General features: G+C 35.9%; 15 protein-coding genes and 1 tRNA gene. 6 read left to right on the top strand and 10 right to left on the bottom strand.

What is annotated here, in order from left to right; translation table 11 throughout:
* Window positions 1–2 precede the first annotated feature (2 nt).
* Window positions 3–176, bottom strand: a complete 174-nt coding sequence (locus EPA86_RS18240; RefSeq protein ID WP_170309662.1) for a hypothetical protein — start codon at window positions 174–176, stop codon at window positions 3–5.
* Between the two features lie 100 nt (window positions 177–276).
* Between EPA86_RS18240 and EPA86_RS13820 the strand changes: the two genes are divergently transcribed.
* A complete protein-coding gene (locus EPA86_RS13820) occupies window positions 277–855 on the top strand; it encodes a hypothetical protein (protein ID WP_140604592.1) in 579 nt (192 codons plus the stop codon).
* Between the two features lie 19 nt (window positions 856–874).
* Here EPA86_RS13820 and EPA86_RS13825 read toward each other — a convergent pair whose 3' ends face one another.
* Window positions 875–2,119: a hypothetical protein gene (locus EPA86_RS13825; protein ID WP_140604594.1), complete on the bottom strand. Its 1,245-nt coding sequence runs from the start codon at window positions 2,117–2,119 to the stop codon at window positions 875–877.
* Between the two features lie 215 nt (window positions 2,120–2,334).
* Between EPA86_RS13825 and EPA86_RS13830 the strand changes: the two genes are divergently transcribed.
* Window positions 2,335–3,207: a WYL domain-containing protein gene (locus EPA86_RS13830; RefSeq protein ID WP_140604596.1), complete on the top strand. Its 873-nt coding sequence runs from the start codon at window positions 2,335–2,337 to the stop codon at window positions 3,205–3,207.
* A gap of 149 nt (window positions 3,208–3,356) precedes the next feature.
* Here the strand turns inward: EPA86_RS13830 and EPA86_RS13835 are convergent, their stop codons facing one another.
* From EPA86_RS13835 to EPA86_RS13845, 3 genes are all read right to left on the bottom strand, one after another.
* Window positions 3,357–3,890 carry a hypothetical protein gene (locus EPA86_RS13835; protein ID WP_140604598.1) on the bottom strand — a complete coding sequence of 178 codons (534 nt, stop codon included), beginning with the start codon at window positions 3,888–3,890 and terminating at the stop codon, window positions 3,357–3,359.
* A gap of 4 nt (window positions 3,891–3,894) precedes the next feature.
* Window positions 3,895–4,872, bottom strand: a complete 978-nt coding sequence (locus EPA86_RS13840) for a site-specific integrase (RefSeq protein WP_140604600.1) — start codon at window positions 4,870–4,872, stop codon at window positions 3,895–3,897.
* 199 nt (window positions 4,873–5,071) lie between these two features.
* Window positions 5,072–5,148: transfer RNA gene (locus EPA86_RS13845), tRNA-Arg, on the bottom strand.
* 353 nt (window positions 5,149–5,501) lie between these two features.
* On the opposite strand from EPA86_RS13845, the gene EPA86_RS13850 reads away from it, so the two are divergent.
* The 4 genes from EPA86_RS13850 to prsR all read left to right on the top strand — a co-directional run bounded on the left by EPA86_RS13850 (window position 5,502) and on the right by prsR (window position 13,109).
* Window positions 5,502–6,542: an efflux RND transporter periplasmic adaptor subunit gene (locus tag EPA86_RS13850; RefSeq protein ID WP_140604602.1), complete on the top strand. Its 1,041-nt coding sequence runs from the start codon at window positions 5,502–5,504 to the stop codon at window positions 6,540–6,542.
* A gap of 2 nt (window positions 6,543–6,544) precedes the next feature.
* Complete coding sequence (locus EPA86_RS13855; protein ID WP_140604604.1) at window positions 6,545–9,613, top strand: efflux RND transporter permease subunit; 3,069 nt, start codon at window positions 6,545–6,547, stop codon at window positions 9,611–9,613.
* A gap of 73 nt (window positions 9,614–9,686) precedes the next feature.
* The gene (gene prsK / locus EPA86_RS13860) at window positions 9,687–11,729 is read left to right on the top strand and encodes an XrtA/PEP-CTERM system histidine kinase PrsK (protein WP_140604606.1); all 2,043 of its coding nucleotides are present in this window, start codon (window positions 9,687–9,689) and stop codon (window positions 11,727–11,729) included.
* Window positions 11,730–11,759: 30 nt separating this feature from the next.
* A complete protein-coding gene (gene prsR / locus EPA86_RS13865) occupies window positions 11,760–13,109 on the top strand; it encodes a PEP-CTERM-box response regulator transcription factor (RefSeq protein ID WP_140604608.1) in 1,350 nt (449 codons plus the stop codon).
* 52 nt (window positions 13,110–13,161) lie between these two features.
* On the opposite strand, the gene EPA86_RS13870 is transcribed toward prsR, so the two are convergent.
* From EPA86_RS13870 to EPA86_RS13890, 5 genes are all read right to left on the bottom strand, one after another.
* On the bottom strand, window positions 13,162–14,199 hold the full coding sequence (locus EPA86_RS13870; RefSeq protein WP_140604610.1) for an XrtA/PEP-CTERM system-associated ATPase: 1,038 nt from the start codon (window positions 14,197–14,199) through the stop codon (window positions 13,162–13,164).
* A gap of 1 nt (window position 14,200) precedes the next feature.
* Window positions 14,201–15,808 carry a TIGR03016 family PEP-CTERM system-associated outer membrane protein gene (locus tag EPA86_RS13875; protein WP_170309663.1) on the bottom strand — a complete coding sequence of 536 codons (1,608 nt, stop codon included), beginning with the start codon at window positions 15,806–15,808 and terminating at the stop codon, window positions 14,201–14,203.
* Window positions 15,768–16,631: an XrtA-associated tyrosine autokinase gene (locus EPA86_RS13880; protein ID WP_140604614.1), complete on the bottom strand. Its 864-nt coding sequence runs from the start codon at window positions 16,629–16,631 to the stop codon at window positions 15,768–15,770. The genes EPA86_RS13875 and EPA86_RS13880 overlap by 41 nt, the downstream gene beginning before the upstream one ends.
* Before the next feature lie 3 nt (window positions 16,632–16,634).
* Complete coding sequence (locus tag EPA86_RS13885) at window positions 16,635–18,227, bottom strand: XrtA system polysaccharide chain length determinant (RefSeq protein ID WP_140604616.1); 1,593 nt, start codon at window positions 18,225–18,227, stop codon at window positions 16,635–16,637.
* 76 nt (window positions 18,228–18,303) lie between these two features.
* Entirely contained in the window at window positions 18,304–18,942 is a 639-nt protein-coding gene (locus EPA86_RS13890; protein WP_140604618.1) for an XrtA/PEP-CTERM system exopolysaccharide export protein, read from the bottom strand.
* Window positions 18,943–18,968: the final 26 nt, after the last annotated feature.

An 18,968-nucleotide genomic window follows, 5' to 3' on the forward strand; every position in this document is an offset into this window, starting at 1 on the left:
AGTTAGTAATGACTAAGATCATTAACTTCACTATCAAGTAACACATCTTTCAGTTTAATTATTGCTTCACTAATTTTTGACTGTTGCTCAGGCTCAATAAACGCTGATAATACAAGCTTGCCATCAATATTAATTTCAATAAGTTTTAGTGAATTCAAATCTAAAACATCTCTCATAACACTTCCCCTTTCAATCATAAAAATCGCAGAAATACCTTGCTAACCGACTATTAAATAACGCATTATTAAATAATCAACCGTAAATGCAAAAACCTCCATGACAAGCAAAATTTATCGCAGCCTTTCAAAAACATCGTACTCCGCAGAGCTAAAACGGCATAAAACAACAAAACGTGCACCAAGCAATGTTCCTTACGTGGTTGATAATATTTGGGAGTGGTTACGCCCAGACAATATGCCAACTCGCCGTTTAACAGTTTGTGCCTCACCTTTTAAAGAGCTAGCTTTAAAATATGCTACTTCTAACGACTTACTTTGCAGCGTTAGGTTTGCAGGCAAAACAAATGTTGTGCAAATAACTAACTACCAAGACGCAAAACTTCACCCTGATGTTAAAAAGCTTCCTCGCCTTATCACTAAATATTTAGGACAACACTGGCTCGATAGTGACTTAGCAAACAAGCAGAATCATGGACAACTATTTATTCCTTTATTGAGCAAAGAAGAAGTAGCTAATATTTTATCTACTCCTGAACTGCTTGATTTAAAAGAACAGCTAATTCAAACATCTACTTTTTGGCAAGATGTGAATCACGTTAATGATGATTATCAACTAACCGATGGCGAACTATTCTTTTATGCTGATGATGGTTACTTTCTCGATATTTCAGAGTAGTAACTAACTTCATTTACAGTTAACTCACCACTAATTGCAAATAGATCCCTAAATCACAGTTTTGCTCCATGGCAACATGGCGAATATAAATTTTTGTATGCTTAGGAGCATTTTCAAATAGGTTTTGCCAATCGAAAAAGCCACAACCCATACCAATAAAATCCTGATGCTTTAAGAAGGCTTTTGCTTCTTCAATATGTTGCTTAATGCTATAAAAACGACCTGCTGGAATTTTCTCAAACAACGAAGGCAGTAGGCTTTCAAAATCAGTAATTTTGCTAGCAAGAATCGGCTTCAAATAGACTTTATTACGTTTAGTTGAAAATACTTGATACTTAGGGCGATGCTCCTCTGCTGATTCAAGTAATTGCTCCTTATTTTCACTAACAAAGTTCTTCGCCAAATCAAAAATTTTTGATTTGTACTCTTCACTAATTAACTGTAATAAAAGCTCTCTCTGAACAGATTTCTCATATCCCGTTAACCTTTCATGATGAAATTTAAGGCGAGCCATTGGCTCCATGTTCTTGGTTAAATTATCAATACCAAATGAGGCTAAGTTTTTACCATTAGTATTAACGTAGCCAACACTCATTGGATGCAGCGCATCAGTATTACGAGCTTTAATACTTTTACAGTGCTCGGTTAGTTTATATATCCAATTGAGATATTTTTCTTTAGCAAAACGCTCTTTAATTAGAGTGAAAGTACCTGCTACCGAAAGTATTTGAATTGCCCACAACAATAAATCTTCAGGTGAACGTCCACCACCAGATAAACCTAACTGCATAACAGAAAGCAGCTTTTCTTCAAATAATGGCGCTAACGTTTCATCATCTATGTGGTGGTTAAGTGCGATAGTAAGCAGCGCAAGATGAAGAACGGTAGGTTTACGGACAAAATCATTACGTGCGTCACGTGGTAGTTTTAAATTTGGCTCATGAATTAACGCGGTAGCATTATGTTTAACTGGGTTTAGCTCAACCATTTTATTTAATGGTGTTAATACCTTAATTAGGTGGATAGCTGCTCGGCTACTTTGCCCTTGTAAAGCCCAATCAACAGTGCAGTTTACGGCTTGCTCCCAATCTTTTATTACCTTTATTAGTTGCTCAATATCAAGTTCGCTCTCAGATACAGGCATTAGATAATGCTGTTCAGGATATTCAAAGTCACCACTAAGAATAACTTCAGGTAATTCTTCTCTTTGCTCCTCAGTCCATTCATCATCACTGCAAAAATATTCTAGTAATACTTGTTCCATAATTTTCTCACTTTTTAGCTGTTTAAGTTATGCGCCCGCAAGTTGTGTATAAATCAGCGCGTCTTTTACAAGGTGCTACTTTCTAGCACCTTTTTACTTTAATCATTAAATCTATTTATGTCAATAAAATAATGCTACTAAGTAGCACCTTTTTATTTCATATACTTTAAAAAGTCATTACAATGTGGATATAAGTGACTATCAAAGTTGATAAAATGAAAGATACAATTAAAGAACGACTAAAATTTTTAGAGTTGTGCTTACTATTATTAGGCCAATTCAGAAAGAACTATCTTGATTTATTCTTCGGTATAAAAAGAGCGCAACAGACAAAAGATATAAAAGCCTATGAAGAGGAATGTATAGGGAATATTAGATATTGTGATAAGTTGAAACGATTTTTACCTACCGATGTATTTGAACCTAAATTATTACCTACCGAGTCTCACGAACTTCTTGCTTATCAAAAATACGTAGAAGACCTCATTGCAAGTAAAGGTGAAGAGAGTCCCTTTCATCAAATTGAATATATTTCTCAGCCCTTTTTAACCTCACCTAATATCGAAATATGGGGACAGCTCAACAGAGCTATAACGAGAAAGTTGGTGTTAAGCATTAACTATTCTGGTTTAAGAAAAAAAGAAACGACATATAGCATTCAACCATTAGCTTTGGTTCACAATGGCTTTCGCTGGCACGTTAGAGCTTTTGTTGTTGGAGAGGATAGATACAGAGATTTTGTTCTAAGCAGAATAAACCAGTATCAGGTAGCTGAAATTGAATATTACAATTATGGTGCGCTAGAAAATGACGATAAATGGAATTCTACAGTTGAGCTTGTTTTTAAACCACATCCTAAATTAACACCTGAGCAGGCTATATCGGTAGAAGAAGATTATGGTATGACTGATGGTAAAAAAGTTGTTGAATGTAAGCTTTGTAATATTCAGCATTTACTGAAACTAACTCGTACAGGATTGGATATTGAGCAACGAGAAGCTCACTTGTTTCCTATTGTTTTGGAATATAAAGACAATCAAGAATTAACGAATATCTTATTTGAGTTGAAGAAAAAAAGACTATTATAACTTGTAATCCCATAAGAAGTTTATTGATGACCCTGTAACAGGATTTGTTACAGGGTATTATTGATTGAAGTAAATTAGTCGACTGACCAGTTTGATTAAGCTCTTTTTAATTAAGCCTGAAAGATTAAGTTAATAATTATTCAATTTAATTAAACAAACGTATCTAGTTTTGGAGTTTTAATGATAAGCTCTTGATCTAACTCTTCAATCTGTTCTCCTGTTAAATAGCCTTTTTCTGCTAACTGATTTACAAGTGGCTTGAAAAGGTAATCTTTATGAATGAATATATTGTCAATAAGGTGTATAGCATCGGCTAATATCCTGTTGTTCATGGGTATTGGATAACACTTATGTGATAAAAATTTATCGGCTTCATTTCGGTCACTTTCTGAGTGGTTACACTTAATATTTTGATAAACGTCATATGATGTGTTTTGGTTTGCATATTTCATCCACCATATTTCAACAGCTTTCTCACTTGCTAAGTAAAAAGCCACGACCTCTCTATCATTTAAACCTGACTTACTAATATTGCCTTTAAGTTTGATATGCGGATTATCATCATTATCGAGTGCTAATGTAACGTGGGTAATCTTTAAATCTAATGATAGTGCTGCGACTATATGCCCAACCTCATGTGCGCTAGCAAATTGTTTTTGTATTTCATATGTATGGTTTTCCATAATGTTACCCTAATTTTAATGCTAAATCTTCAGCTCGAAGATGAGTGTATTTTTTCAACATTGCGAGGTCTTTATGACCCGTAATGGCAGAGACTTCCATGAGTTGTAGATCTTTCTCAAACAGCCGAGAGGTGGCTTCGTGCCGCATGTCATGCATACGTATATTGATAAGGCCTGCGCGTTTCCTTACTCGCCTGAAAGCTTGGCTTACGGAGTCAACTCGCATATTAAAAAAATTATCATTATCCTTTGACTGACGCATCAAAATGGATAATGCTTTTGAAGATAGAGGTACAACTCTATCGTCTCCATTTTTAGTGTCAGGTATCTTAATAATTCGTTTTTTTACAATAAGTTCTTTTCTACTTAATTTAACAATTTCACCACAGCGCATACCTGTCTCTATCGCAAAATCAATGATGTCGGCAATGAGACCTCCATATTTTTTGGCTTCGTCCATCAAAATATTGTATTCACCTTCTTCTAATCGCCTTTCTCTTGATTTAGATTTTTTAGGGAGGCTGATGGGATTAAGTGGGTTCCCTTTCGGTAAGTGAATTTGCCACTCATTCATTGAATAATCAAAGAAGCGTTTTAATAAAAGTAATTCTTTTCTGATGGTATCGCCTTTTACTTTTTTAAGTCGCTGCTCTTTATATTCTTTAAAGCGACTTGTTGTCATATCAATCATTCGTTTTCCATTAAACAAAATGATCCATTTATTTAAAATATAAATGGTGACGTTAGCGGACTTTTGGTATTGAACAACCTCTTCCCAGTATTTGTGTAATAGATCTGGAAAAATTGCATTTTCGGCAGATTCAGTTGACTCAAATGAACCTTTATCAATATTAAGTTCTATTTCTCTTGCCCATTGTTGAGCTGAAGATTTTAGTAGAAAAGTTTTTGAAATTGATTTTTGACCTTTACGTCTAATTTTAGCCTGCCATTTGCCGTTTTCTCTTTTTGTAAAAGTAGCCATTTATATTCCCTCTGTAAGTTGATGACAGAGGATATTATCCACATCTATAATTTGTGTGGGTTTGCTAGAATTGCATGAAAACTTCACAAATAGAGATAAATAAGTAAGGAAGTTGGCATTAATTGTTTGAGACATTTTAATATCCTTGAGTAATTAAATTTGAATGTCCCCAAATTGTCTCAAGGTTTGATTTGAAAGGTGGCCCACCCGACAGGAGTCGAACCTGTGACCTCACGCTCCGGAGGCGTACGCTCTATCCAGCTGAGCTACGGGTGGTTAATCTTTTGTGGTTACTTGGTAGTAATCACTAACTAATTTTATATTTTTTAACTCTTATATGAAAAGAGTTTTTTTACTTCCATTTTTTGACCACTCCTTCCGGAGGGGCGCGCTCTATCCAGCTGAGCTAAGGGTGGATATCTGATTTTATGAAGGTTTTATTAACTCATTTAGTGTTAACAAAATCGCGCAAATACTATAGCGAATAACCTACCTTGTCTAGAGTCTCAGTGACTTTATCAGTAAATAAATGAATAACTCTGATTATACTCAGGAAAAAGTGTACTTTATGCAAAAAACTGCCTAAAGTTATTAATACATTGTTAATTAAGTTATTAAATCATTAAAAAATGAAAGATGGTTATTGTCGATTTAAGGGATTCTTTTTCGGTTTTTTTAGTGTTGTTCTCTTTTTTATTTCTTTAAGTACCCGTGCAGTTGAACCTGATTATCAGGTTGAGCTTATTCAAGCTCAACCGTTGGAAACTACGGTCATTAAAACCGGTATAATAACGTATAAGCGCATACTTAATCTTTCTTTTAAAAGTTCTGGTTATTTAACAGCAATAAATACTGATGAAGGTGAATATTTCAACCAAGGCAGCATTTTAGCGACGTTAGATACAACAGAATTAAATGAACAGAAAAACTCAACCTATGCAAGGCTATTACAAGCAAAGCGCGAAGTCGCTAGAGTTAAGTCACTGTTAGCAAAGAAGTTGAGTTCAGAAAAAGAATTAGATATTGCCAAAACCTTAGTTGAAACCTCGCGTGCAGATTATAAAGTTGCGTATTATAACTTAGAAAAAGCGCAGCTAATTGCTCCTTTTGATGGAATTGTGCTTAGTAGAAATAGCGAACTAGACGAATTGCAATCGCCACAAAATATTGCCTTAACTGTGGCTGCCACCTCGAATAATTTAATTGTAAAGCTAGCATTAACAGCAGCAGAAATATCGATGGTTCAGTTAAAGCAGCAAGTGAAAGTTGATTTAGGCACTCAAGGAGTTGTGACGGGGTATTTTAGCAAACTACCAGCAATGGCAGACTTACAAAGCAATATGTTTCATGTTGAAGTGTTACTACCTTTATCAAAAAGGGAGGATAATATTGTCGTTGGTAAACTGGTTGAAGTAACTATTACCAATAATAGTGAAAAATTAGCTTATGCTTTGCCAATATCGGCATTGAACAAGGTAAACAAGCAAGGGAAGGCACTGATAACAGTAATCAAAGAAAACCAGAAAGTTCAGCAATCTTATTATATAGATAAACTAACCAATGATTTTATCTTTTTAGCGGCTAACGTTAATGATCCTGCGTTAAATGTTATTACACAGGGGTGGCAGGGTTTAACATCAAAACCTATCGCTGATATAGAGACGCAATAGTTATGAAACTACCCTTAATAGCTATTGAAAACAAGCAGTTCACCTTAACGGTTACCTTGTTGTTGTTACTTATTGGTATTGTTTCCTATGTAAATATGCCGCGCTCTGAAGATCCTCAATTTGATTTGCCTATTACAATAATTGAAGTCGTTTATCCTGGTGCATCACCCAATGATGTTGAAACCTTAGTAGTTGATCCCCTTGAGCGTGAAATTGCTGAAATAGAAAGTATTAAAAAAATTGAGTCAATTATTCATAACGGCTCTGTCAGAATCACAATCGAATTTATTTATGGTACTGATGCTGAAGCTTCATTTAATAAAGTAAAGCAGGCTGTTTCTACGGTTCAGCCTGATTTACCCAGCGGTGTAGAAAATTTATTGGTATTGAAAGCAACACCAACCAGTGTAGCTATAATGCAATTAGCTATATGGACTGAGCCGACAGATTATAAAATCATGGAACTCAATGCAGAATTGTTGGCTAAACGTCTTGAAATGTTATCTGGTGTTAGAAAAGCAGATATTTGGGGCTACCCCAGACAAATAGTTGCTATAGATGTTGATACTCAGCTTTTAAAACACTATGGGATCGCTGTTACTGATATTAATAAAACGCTGTCTGGTCGCGCATTAAATATTACGCCAGGTTATGTTGATGCAAGTAGCAGGCGGTTTAATGTTAAAGCGAGCGGAAATTTTACTCAAATAGCAGATATTGAGAATACCGTAATAAAAACAAATCATAAGCAAGGTGAAAGCCTTAGTACCCTTCATATTAAAGATATCGCTAAGGTTAGCTTTGCTAGCTCACTGCCGAGTTACCTTGCATATTATGATGAAAAGCCGGTTATTTTTATAACTATTGAGCAACGTGAAAAAACAAATATCTTTGATTTAACGACTAGCATCAATAATGAAATAGAGCACTTTAAGAACAATTTAACGGCAGATATAAAAATTGCTAAGTTATTTCAGCAAAGTGATAGTGTTGAAGTTAGAGTGAATGGTTTTTTTAATAACCTACTTCAAGGCTTAGCAATTGTTGGTATTATGGCGCTGCTCTTTCTAGGTGTAAAAGAATCTATGGTGGTTATTGTCGCCATTCCTTTATCATTTCTCATTGCAATAGGTTGGTTAGACTTTGCTGGTTTTGGTTTGCAGCAAATGTCTATTGTTGGCTTAATAATCGCGTTAGGCTTATTGGTTGATAATGCGATTGTCGTTACTGAAAGTATTCATCGAGAAAAAGCAAAAACTAAGCATATTAAACAGGCGGCGATTCAAGGAACAAGTAACGTTGCTTGGGCTGTTTCCAGTGGTACGGTCACAACTATGCTAGCATTTTTGCCTATGTTGATGTTATCGAGTAGTACAGGAGATTTCATCCGCTCAATGCCGGTTACTGTGGTGTTAGTGTTATTGGCTTCATTATTAATAGCTTTAACGGTAACACCTTTATTGGCCAGTCATTTATTTTCTGAACAAAAAAATGTTGTTAGTAAAACATCGAGGATTAAGTCCTTACAACATTACGTTAATGCTTTTGCTGAAGGTTTTTATGCTAAAACCTTAGCAATATTGATTCGTTTTCGATTGGTTGTAATTCTTGTAGCTATTATTTGTTTAGCTGCCATGTTATCGCTGTTTAAGCAGGTGGGTGTTAGTTTGTTCCCCAAAGCAGAAAAGCCGATGATTTTGGTTGATGTGGCTGCATCGGCAAACTCATCGCTCGCCTATACAGATAATGTTATGCAGCAGGTAAGTAGGCATTTAAAAGCGTACTCTTTAGTAGATGAGGTCGCTTTAAATGTCGGCAATTCAAATCCACGTATTTATTATAATGAGATTCCCAAACGCGGTATGGCGCATTTGGGGCAAGCATTAGTTATTCTTAAAGAATACCAAGTTAAGCAAGTAAATGATTTAGTTCAGTCATTGCGTGATAGCTTTTCAATGTGGCCTCAGGCAAAGATAACTGTGAAGGAATTTACTCAAGGTCCCGTGACAGACCAACCCATTGCCATTCGCTTGATGAGTGAATCTCTCGACGATCTTGAGCGAGTAGCTAACGATTTAGCGAATAAGATGAAAGTAACACAAGGGATTGTCAATATTGACAATCCCATTGGTCTAGCTAATACCGAATTAGCACTACAGATTGATTATGAAAAAGCCGCACGTAGTCATTTAGATATAAATTTACTGGATAATACGGTAAAAACGCTACTTTCTGGTATGCAAGTTGGCACTTACAATGATGAAAATGGTGAGGACTATTCAATAGTAGTACGAAAAGAAAAACCTACCGTTGAAAGCTTATCAAGGATTGAGTTGGTTAATCAGTTAGGAGATTCCATTCCATTAACACATGTAGCCACCATAAAGTTAAAAAAAGGTGATACAGATTTTTTCCACTATCAAAAGCTTCGAATGGCTAAGGTATCTGCAGATGTGGAGCAAGGTTATTCTATTAGTGAAATAACTCAGTCTTTAGTCGATTATTTAACACAATATGGTTTACCAAAAGGCATGTATTTTTCTTTAGGTGGAGAGGAAGAATCAAGGCAAGACTCTTTTGCGGGATTAACAAAAATCATGCTGATAACGGCTATTGGCATATTTGCGGTGCTTGTATTGCAATTTGGTTCAATACTTCAGCCTATGATTATTTTCACATCGATTCCCTTTGCCATGGCTGGCTCTGTTATTGGGCTTTATTTCACCGGTTTATCTTTTTCAATGATGGCATTTGTCGGTTTAATTAGTTTATTTGGCATCGTTGTCAATAATGCGATTATTTTAATTGATACGGCAAATAAAAATATGCAGCAAGGCCTAGATAAAAAAACAGCTATTTTGCAGGCGAGTAGCCATCGATTTACACCTATTTTATTAACCACATTAACAACCATCGGCGGACTAGTCCCTTTAACATTATTTGGTGGTGCACTATGGCAACCTTTAGGTGTTGTATTAATTTCTGGCTTATGTGTATCGGCCTTATCAAGCTTTTTATTGGTACCAATTTTAACCGAATTGTTCACTAAAAAATCAGTGAAAGTGCCATAATGGTTTTCATAGAAGCTCGCAAAATAATGATGCTTGAGTATAATGCCTTAAACTCACTTCAAGGAAAGATATAATGGAAGTCATTGGCTCGACAGGTTTTTTAATTTCAGCCTTTGCTTACTTAATTTTTATTCTACTATTACTAGCTGCCCGAAATCATACTTTAACGTGGAAGCTACTCTTTCTTGCTAGTGCTTTTATGTTTGCCTCTTCACTCACTGCAGCACTTCAGCCTAAGCAAGGCTTTACCTTAATGACAGTGCTTGGCATGGAAACCTTTAAAGTGTTGACATGGTCTGTCTTAATTATATGTACACAAAACAATATTTCGACGGTACGAAAACTTTTTGCTGATCATAATATTCAAAAATATTTGATAGTTTCTATACTGCTTTCTCTTGCTTGTTGGCTGATGGCTATTACGGCAAACAACGGTGGTAAATATTTATTTTCTTTATTTCTTCTGTTGAACCTATGGCTATTAGTGTTATTAGAGCAGCTTTATCGCAATGCTGATGTTAAGGCGAAGTGGGCACTATGGTCATTAATTATAGGACTAGGCATAATCACCGTTTTTGATTTTGTCTTGTTTGCTCAAGCGGCCATGGTAAATCAATTAGATTTTTCTTATTGGTATGCGCGCGGATTTGTAGCCACGATAGCAATGCCATTAATTTTGATCAGTACTCGCCGTATTAAGCATTGGTCAGTAAATGTATTCGTCTCCAGAGAAGTAGTTTTTTATAGCTCTATGTTACTTATCTCTGGGTTATACCTGTTACTACTAGCCGTAGCTGGTTATCTCATTAATTATTTTGGTGGTGCATGGGGGGATGTGGTTAGTATTGCTTTTGTTATTCTAGGCGGCACGGTTTTAGCTGCTTTACTGATCACTGAAAAGTTGCGAAGGGAAGTAAAGGTATTTATAACAAAGCACTTTTTTGCGAATAAATATGACTATCGAATTGAGTGGTTAAAATCGATAGAAAAGCTAGAAATAGGCACTCCTGATGACCATTATCATACTGCAACCCACATTATTTGTTCTTCATTAAGCATTAAAAAAGCCGCATTGATTAAAAGAAAATCAGAAGGAAAGTATCAGTGCATGTATCAACAAGACTTAGCCATTGATATTGAGCGATTATCAGAGCTTAAAGGCGTTGATCAATTTTGTCAGCAACAAGGTTGGATAATCGATGTGAGGGAGTTTGCCAGTATTGAACAGAGTTACCCTACCCTAAGCTTAGATATTGACTTTTGTCGTGCGCAACACATTGACATTATTGTGCCAATTTTTACTGGTAGAACTCTTTATGGTTTCTTCCTTTTGGCCTTACCGCAAGAGCAAGGCTTATTGAACTGGGAAGATAGGGATTTACTGTTTGCGCTTTCTAAGCAATTGAGTAACTATTTATCATTAAATGAAGCAAATGAAAGTTTAGCCGAATCTAAACAATTTGAAGCATTTCATAGAATGTCTGCATTTTTAATTCATGATTTGAAAAATATTCAAGCTCAATTGGGATTAATTAATAGTAATGCTAAACGTCACAGAGACAATCCTGCGTTTATTGATGATGTATTTGAAACAATAGAATCTGCTACCTCTCGACTTGATAAAGTACTAACCCAATTGCGTAATAAGCAAGCGGCAGAATCTACAGAAGAAATAACCAATGTTAATGACGTAATAGTAAAAGTGGTAACTCAACGTAATATTCAGCAACCAACGATACAAATGGAGCTGGAGCATGATATTGACCTGAAAATAGACCGAGAAACGTTTGCCTCAGTGTTAAATCATTTATTGCAAAATGCGCAAGAAGCGACAAATGATCAAGGGTGGGTTAAAATTACTAGCTCAAAAGTAAGTGACAGCTTATATATGGCCATTCAAGATAATGGTAGTGGTATGACTGAAGATTTTATTAAACATCGCTTATTTAAGCCTTTTGACACCACTAAAGGTAATGCAGGGATGGGAATTGGCGTTTATGAAGCAAAGCAGTTTATTGAAACTGTTGGTGGCACCTTAAAAGTAAGTAGCTCTGAAAAAGAGGGAAGTCTCTTTGAAATACTTATCCCTTGTAGAAAAGAACAAAACCTTAGTTAAAAAAATAAATTAAAGGAAAAGCACAAGCCAATGGAAAAGTTACTTATTGTTGATGACGACTTAGGTGTACAAAAGCAACTTAAATGGAGTTTTGCAGACTATGAAGTTGTTTTTGCCGACACAAGAGAAAGTGCTGTTGCAGCAGTTAGACGTCACGAACCAAAGGTTATTACCTTAGACTTAGGTTTGCCACCAGATGCCGCAAATGCCACTGAAGGATTACAGGCGCTGAAAGAAATACTCGCGATAGCTCCACATACAAAAATCATTGTGGTTACAGGAAACGATGACAGAAGTAATGCACTAAAAGCTATTGAAATGGGAGCTTATGACTTTTATCAAAAGCCTGTCGATTCTGATGTAATTAACGTTATTGTCTCAAGAGCATTTAGTTTAGCAACTATAGAGAGTGATAATCGCTCATTAAAAGCGGTTATGGGCTCTGATACTGGCATAATTGGTAGTAGTGAAGGTATTGATAGGTTACGGGTAATGGTTCAACGAATTGCTCCTACTGAGATTACTGCCATGTTACTTGGAGAGAGTGGTACTGGTAAAGAAGTTACTGCTAAAGCTATTCATCAAGTGAGTAACCGCAGTAAAAAACCATTTATTGCTATTAATTGTGCTTCAATCCCAGAGAACTTATTAGAAAGTGAGTTATTTGGTTTTGAAAAAGGAGCCTTTACAGGAGCACATCGCACAACGCTAGGTAAAATAGAGTGTGCTCAAGGTGGTACACTCTTTTTGGATGAAATTGGTGATATGCCCTATAACCTGCAAGCAAAATTACTACGCTTTTTACAAGAGAAAGTGATAGAACGCTTAGGTGGAAGAAAAGAAATACCCGTTGATGTGCGAGTTATTTGCGCTACCAATCAAAATTTAGAGGATATGGTTGCTGCTAAAGCATTTAGAGAAGATTTATTTTACCGTATCACTGAAATTACGCTAAATATCCCACCATTAAGGGAACGTGAAGAAGATGTCTTAATATTAGCGAATTTCTTTTTAAAACAATATGCTATTGAGTATAAGCGTAATATTAAATCTTTTGCTAATGATGCAATGCAAGCGTTAAAGAGTCATCGATGGCCGGGTAACATTCGTGAATTACAAAATAAAGTGAAGTCTTCCGTTATCATGAGTACAGGCTCACAAGTGACGGCCTTTGATTTAGGTTTCTTTGAACAAGAAGATGCTCAGTATGAATTGTCGTTAAATTTACGTACCGTGAGAGAGCAAGCTGAGACGGTAGCAATTCATAAAGCCCATGCCCTTGCTGAAGGCAATATGTCAAAAGCTGCTGAGCTATTAGGTATTACACGCCCTACTCTTTACTCATTAATTGAAAAATATGATATTGCAATAAACAGTTAAGCTTTTGCTTGAAGAATTAAAAAGCCCTGAATAATCAGGGCTTTTTAATAACTTAATTTTCGTTGTCTTTTACTTGAAGCTCAGCAAATTGACGGTTTTTTTGTTTTAGTAACTTATCAATATAACGAGTCATTTTTACTTTTTGTTGAATTGTTGTTTCGAGGATTTCTTCTACTTCTCGAAGGACATTTTTAATGTTTTCTACGTTCTCTGTTGAATTAACCACTAACGGCTGTGCACTTTGCTCATTAGCAAGCTCACTACCATCTAGAGAACCCGTTAATTCAACAGACATTTCTGAAGCTACTTCGTTAATAGCTTCATTAGTAATAGTGTCTAACTCTTCTAGGAAACCAAAAAGTAATAGGCGATCAACGAATATATTTATTTTTCTAGGAACGCCAAGCGTTTTTTCGAAAATAAGTTGGAATGCTTCTTCTGGAAATAACTTGTCTTTATTACAATTTGCTTGCTTAAGTCGGTGGTTAATATAATTCTTAACTTCTTCTACATTAAGTGGCTTTAAGTGTGCAGAAGCGATAATTCTTTGCCTAAATTGCTCCATTTCTGGGGCTGAAATAATATCTTTCAGCTCTTCTTGTCCCAGTAAAAAGCTCTGAATCAACGGTTTATTATCTAGTTGGAAGTTAGACAACATGCGTAATTCTTCAACCGTTTCAGAAGGTAAGTTTTGTGCTTCATCGACTAATAAAAGCGCCCTTTTACCTTGTTTATTTAATTGCACTAAAAACTGTTCAATGCTTTGCAATATGTCAGCTTTATTATTGCTATCTGTTTTAATCTTAAATTCTGCTGCAACTAGCTCTAGCAGCTCATCAGGTGAAAGTTTGGTTGTGACAAGCTGTGCAGCCACAATATTCTCATCGGCTATATTCGCTAATAAATTTCGAGCTATAGTTGTTTTACCTGTACCTATTGGCCCAGTAATGACGATGAATCCCTCGCCTTGATCAAGACCGTACTGTAAATATGACAGTGCTCTTTGATGATGACTTGTTGCGAAAAAAAAGCGAGGATCAGGGCTAAGTTGAAACGGACGTTCACTGAAGCCATAGTAACTTTCATACATGTTAAAAATCTTTTGTTATATTGATTGAAGCTCTTGCTTCTTGGTAAGTTCGATCATTACGACTTGATTCTCTATCAACGTATTGAAGTGAAATAAAACCAGAAAGAGAATGAGCTAACGTTCGATTATAAGTTGCTGATGCAACTCTATATTTGTCATCCTGCTCAGAACCTTCAGTATTTTCTTTATCATAGGTATTTTCACTATAACGAGCATTAAAGCTGATATCACTATGAGCACTGGTTTTTCGGTTAATGTCAAAGCTAACATCAAAATACGTATCAATAATGCCTGAACTTAAGGCTTCTCTTTCTCTTGTGCCTGCATTGAAAGTAAAAGTCGTTCTTCTTAATGTTAAAATAGATGTCCAAGTGAGCCGTTTATTCAACGTAAACTCATTATTTTCAACAGGGCTGATACTTGAAAAACCAGCGAGAATATAGTCGTTTGGTTGATTAATGTCTGAATTTTCAGCATAACAATCTGAAGGAGATAGTTCTGTTAAATCGACAGAGGCTGGACAATAAAAAATGCCTAAGTCAGTTTCTTCAAAGGTGCTTCGATCAAAAGCTTCAATAGTTTCTACATAGACAATGCTATTAGTAAGCCTTTTATTTCTATGTGAAAAATCAAAGCCGTATGAGTCGCCATAAAAACGTTGGCTGTAATCTGCCTTTAATGTAGTTCTCTCAGACGGAGTCCAATGTATACTCGCTGATATGTAATCATCGGTTGCCGTGGTATCTTCTTGAATAAAATTATAGGCAAGATCTATAAATAAATGTCTGGAAGGTAACCAGCGTATACCAGGGCCTATAGAAGGTATATTACTGTTGTTGGCCCCTTGAACATTTCCCTTAACATCTTCATCATAAACTCTGATAAAAGGGTTGAACCTGTATGAAGTTATGGCGCCTATTTTACCTTCTATATTATAAGCTTTACCGCTAAACTCATTGTTTTCACGTTGATCATACTCCCCTTCAATTTGCCAAAAAACTGTTCGAGCAGACAAGCCATTTTGACTAGTTAGGTCAAATGAATAACCTTGGCTTTCACCAATATTATCTTCAGTTTCAATCAAATTATAAGTTAGCGATGAGTCAACAATAAAGTCACTATTGTTAGCTTGGTATTGAATGCCTCCAGTGTGCATTTGTTGTTGAATGGTATCGCCAGAGACTAAGTCAGCCAAACTATTATCGGCATCATTTTGGCTAATATTATTGATTTCTGATGAGGCTATGAGTTGAAAGCCTGTATCACCAAGTAGTAAGCGGGTATTCAAGCTGGCTTCTTGAAAGTCATCGTTAACATCACTGTCGTGACTATATGCAGCATAGGTTTCTGTACCGCTAAAAGAGAAATCAAAATACCTTGAATTATAATCAGTATCTAGGCCTATAAATATTTGGCTGACTAGACTTGATTGTTGTTTATTAGGTGTTAATTCAACGTTGTCAGTATAAGTTTCTGTTAGGCCTATATTGGGCTCAAAAGTCCATTCACCAGCTATGACTGAAGCTGGTGCTAACAAGAAAAATAATAATGCTTTAGCAGGCATTACTTTATTGATGTTTTTTACCGTAGCCATAACCATAATAGCCATAGACATCCTTTTTAGATCTAATCGTCTTATTCATAACAAGGCCTACGGCCATGTCTTCATTGAGTTGCGATACAGCTCTTTTTACATCATCTGTTTTTGTTTTAGACTCTTCAACCACGACCACAGCCTGCCCGACTAAATCTGATAATACAGGGGTTTCAGTAACCCCTAGAATAGGTGGGCAATCGAAAATAACGATACGATCGGGGTATCGACTGGCTAATTCTACGGCTAACTTTTCCATACGCTCACTAGCAAGTAATTCATTAGTTAGGTGATGTGGTTTACCGGCAGGAATTAGTTTTAAATTATCAATATTAGTACTGTAAATAATATCTGAAATAGAAGGTACTTCAGCTAATAGGTATTCTAATAAACCTTTTTTACTTTCAAACTCTAGCTCTCTATGCAAACTAGGTCTTAATACATCAGCATCAACAAGTAAAACTGTTTTATCTTGTTCAAGGGCAATACTTAACGCTAGGTTGATAGCGATATAAGTTTTACCTTCATTTGGATTTGAACTGGTCACCATGATTAAATTGCTGTTATGCAAAGTTTTAGCAGCTAAACCAAAAGCATTATTTAGTAACTTACGTTTAATATGGCGAAACTCTTCCTGGATATGGTGAGTACTGTCAGGGCTATATATAAAGCCTCGTTCGTTAAGTCTCTTACCATTTAAATTGATAATTTCTTTATCAATATTTACAACAGGAGCAGGAGCTTCTTTAGTTATATTGATAGGTTCAGTAACATTAACCTCAGCTGCTTTTTGCGCTACACGCTTTTGTTTTGCTAGGGCTTTTTCAATAGTGCTCATGGCCTAAAAAATCCTTTTAAGTGGTGCTTGTATGATATCAGGAAATAAAAAATAACTAATAAATACACATAGCAAAGCTAGCAATAGCAAGTTAGAACCAATAAATATCAGAGTTTTTTTCCTGTGCCACTTTTGTAAACCTAAATTTTCATTAGCGGAAACTACACCAAATATAGGAACTCCCGTTATCTTTGTTAATTGGGATGTAGAAGTCGCTACAGGGGTTATTTGACTCATAACTAAAGATAGTGCGACACCAACACCAACACCAAGAACAGTTACCAAACCGAAGAAAATATAACGCGGTGGACCTGAAGGCTTTGTTGCCGCTCTTGGTGGATCTATCACTCTAAACTGAATTTTGTCAGTGGTTTCATCGGCTTGTTGAGCTAGTTGAGCAGTTTCTTTTCTTGATAGTAGTTCTTCATATTTACTTTTAGTTATCTCATAACCACGGTTAAGTGCGACAAGTTCAGCTTCTATTTCAGGTAAAGTATGAATCTTACTCTCTAGTTCAATAACACGTTGTCGATAATCGTCAGCCCTGACATTCAATGATGCTATATGGTTTTCCAATTGATTCACTTGTATTTGAACTTCTTGTATGACTGGATTTGCATTTAAACGATTTAAATTATTAGGGTTACTATTATCTTGTGCTAAATACTTTTCAATTTCATTTGTACGTTGTTTTTTAAGGAGTTCGAGTCGGCGAGTGACTTCTCTTACATCAGGGTGTCTGTCGGTATAACGCAGCTTTAACATGTCGAGTTGAGCTTCGAGTTCGTTAATTCTTTCATCAAACGTGGTTTGAATTGAGTTGTTATCTTTTATTTTATTATCACTGGTAGCTCTTGCTGTCGCAGAGATTGATTGTGAAAGTTGTTGTTTGGCTGAGTCCAACCTTGTTTTATTTTCTAATATTTCAAGCTCAATTGCTTTAAGTTGCTCTTTACTAGAATTTAATTTGTTGTAATAGCCACCAGATTGATTGGGTAAGATACCACTGTATTTTTGCTTAAAGCTGGTTAATCTTGATTCTGCTGCTGATAGACGTAATTCATAATCTTTTATTTGGGCGTTTAGGAATTTTTGAGCACTATCTGAGTCACTTCGTGTTTCACCTAAGGTATTTTCTATAAATACAGTTAGGGCTGATTGAACAATATTTTTAGCAACGTTTGGATCTTTGTCTTCAATAGATAGTGTGTATATATTTTCTCTACCGCCTTTAGATATTTTCAGCTGATTTTTCAGGGCCTTTAAAATCGCCTCATACTCTTCAGAATTTGTTGCTTGGACATCTAAATCTGTCATACGAGAAATTCGCTCTAAGTTTGGGCGACTTAGTAATGTTTTAATCATTAGTCGAATTTGTGTATTGGGATTATTTTCGACAGTAATGCCTTTTAGAAGAGGTCTTAATAGTGATTGAGTATCTACATAAACCCTTGCTTCAGACTCGTATACATCTGGCATTGTTGCAACGAAATACCAGCCAACAGGACAAATAAGCCAGGTTGCTATGATGATATAACGTCGTTTAAGCCAAATTCCTTTTAGATAATCGATTATCTCTTCGAGTATTTCTTGCATTCCTAGTCTATAGCTCCTTTACATTTTTATAGAAAGTTAAATACGGCTGTCCATTGCTTATTTTGATGCGCGAACCTTAAAACCATGCTTCTGGAATAATAATGATATCGCCCGGGAAAATATCCACATTGGCTTTTATATTGCCTTCTTTTAATAATTCATCGATGGCTATCTCATATTGTTTTTGTTTGCCATTTTCAATACGAATTAATACGGCATCATCTCCATCGGCAAACTCAGTTAAGCCACCAACTTGGATCATTACATCAAGTAATGTCATGTATTGGGTATAGTTTATCGCTTGAGGTTGGGCAGCTTCCCCAATGACTCTGATTTGTTCGCTAAATGGGCCAACAAAGTTATTAACGGTCACTGTAACAACAGGGTCACGCAGGTAGGTAGCGAGAATTTTTTCGATTGAACGAGCAAGTTCGGTGGGGGTTTTTCCTGCAACAGGTATGTCTTCAACCAATGAGGTGGTTATCATGCCGTCTGGGCGGACAACAAAAGATCCCGAAACTTCTGGGTTACGCCAAACAAATATATTAAGTACATCTCCTGCACCAATCAGGTATTTATATGAATTAATATTTTCTGCGTTTGACGGGTGTAATGTTGCTGTTGGCAAAGTGTTACTTGAGCTGCAGCCTGAAAGAAAATATGCACAAGCAGTAAAAGTGAGCACTTTGAGTACTTCGGTAAAACGTATATCCATGGTTAATTACCTTCATTACGTAAATT

Origin of the sequence: Litorilituus lipolyticus (genome assembly GCF_006439335.1) — a bacterium.
GTDB lineage: Bacteria > Pseudomonadota > Gammaproteobacteria > Enterobacterales > Alteromonadaceae > Colwellia > Colwellia lipolytica.

Coding starts and splice junctions, on each gene's coding strand:
- EPA86_RS13835 (WP_140604598.1), bottom strand. CDS start 3,890: ATGGAAAACCATACATATGAAATACAAAAACAATTTGCTAGCGCACAT.
- EPA86_RS13855 (WP_140604604.1), top strand. CDS start 6,545: ATGAAACTACCCTTAATAGCTATTGAAAACAAGCAGTTCACCTTAACG.
- EPA86_RS13870 (WP_140604610.1), bottom strand. CDS start 14,199: ATGTATGAAAGTTACTATGGCTTCAGTGAACGTCCGTTTCAACTTAGC.
- EPA86_RS18240 (WP_170309662.1), bottom strand. CDS start 176: ATGAGAGATGTTTTAGATTTGAATTCACTAAAACTTATTGAAATTAAT.
- EPA86_RS13890 (WP_140604618.1), bottom strand. CDS start 18,942: ATGGATATACGTTTTACCGAAGTACTCAAAGTGCTCACTTTTACTGCT.
- EPA86_RS13830 (WP_140604596.1), top strand. CDS start 2,335: ATGAAAGATACAATTAAAGAACGACTAAAATTTTTAGAGTTGTGCTTA.
- EPA86_RS13825 (WP_140604594.1), bottom strand. CDS start 2,119: ATGGAACAAGTATTACTAGAATATTTTTGCAGTGATGATGAATGGACT.
- prsK (WP_140604606.1), top strand. CDS start 9,687: ATGGAAGTCATTGGCTCGACAGGTTTTTTAATTTCAGCCTTTGCTTAC.
- EPA86_RS13885 (WP_140604616.1), bottom strand. CDS start 18,227: ATGCAAGAAATACTCGAAGAGATAATCGATTATCTAAAAGGAATTTGG.
- EPA86_RS13880 (WP_140604614.1), bottom strand. CDS start 16,631: ATGAGCACTATTGAAAAAGCCCTAGCAAAACAAAAGCGTGTAGCGCAA.
- EPA86_RS13850 (WP_140604602.1), top strand. CDS start 5,502: ATGAAAGATGGTTATTGTCGATTTAAGGGATTCTTTTTCGGTTTTTTT.
- EPA86_RS13875 (WP_170309663.1), bottom strand. CDS start 15,808: ATGGCTATTATGGTTATGGCTACGGTAAAAAACATCAATAAAGTAATG.
- EPA86_RS13820 (WP_140604592.1), top strand. CDS start 277: ATGACAAGCAAAATTTATCGCAGCCTTTCAAAAACATCGTACTCCGCA.
- prsR (WP_140604608.1), top strand. CDS start 11,760: ATGGAAAAGTTACTTATTGTTGATGACGACTTAGGTGTACAAAAGCAA.
- EPA86_RS13840 (WP_140604600.1), bottom strand. CDS start 4,872: ATGGCTACTTTTACAAAAAGAGAAAACGGCAAATGGCAGGCTAAAATT.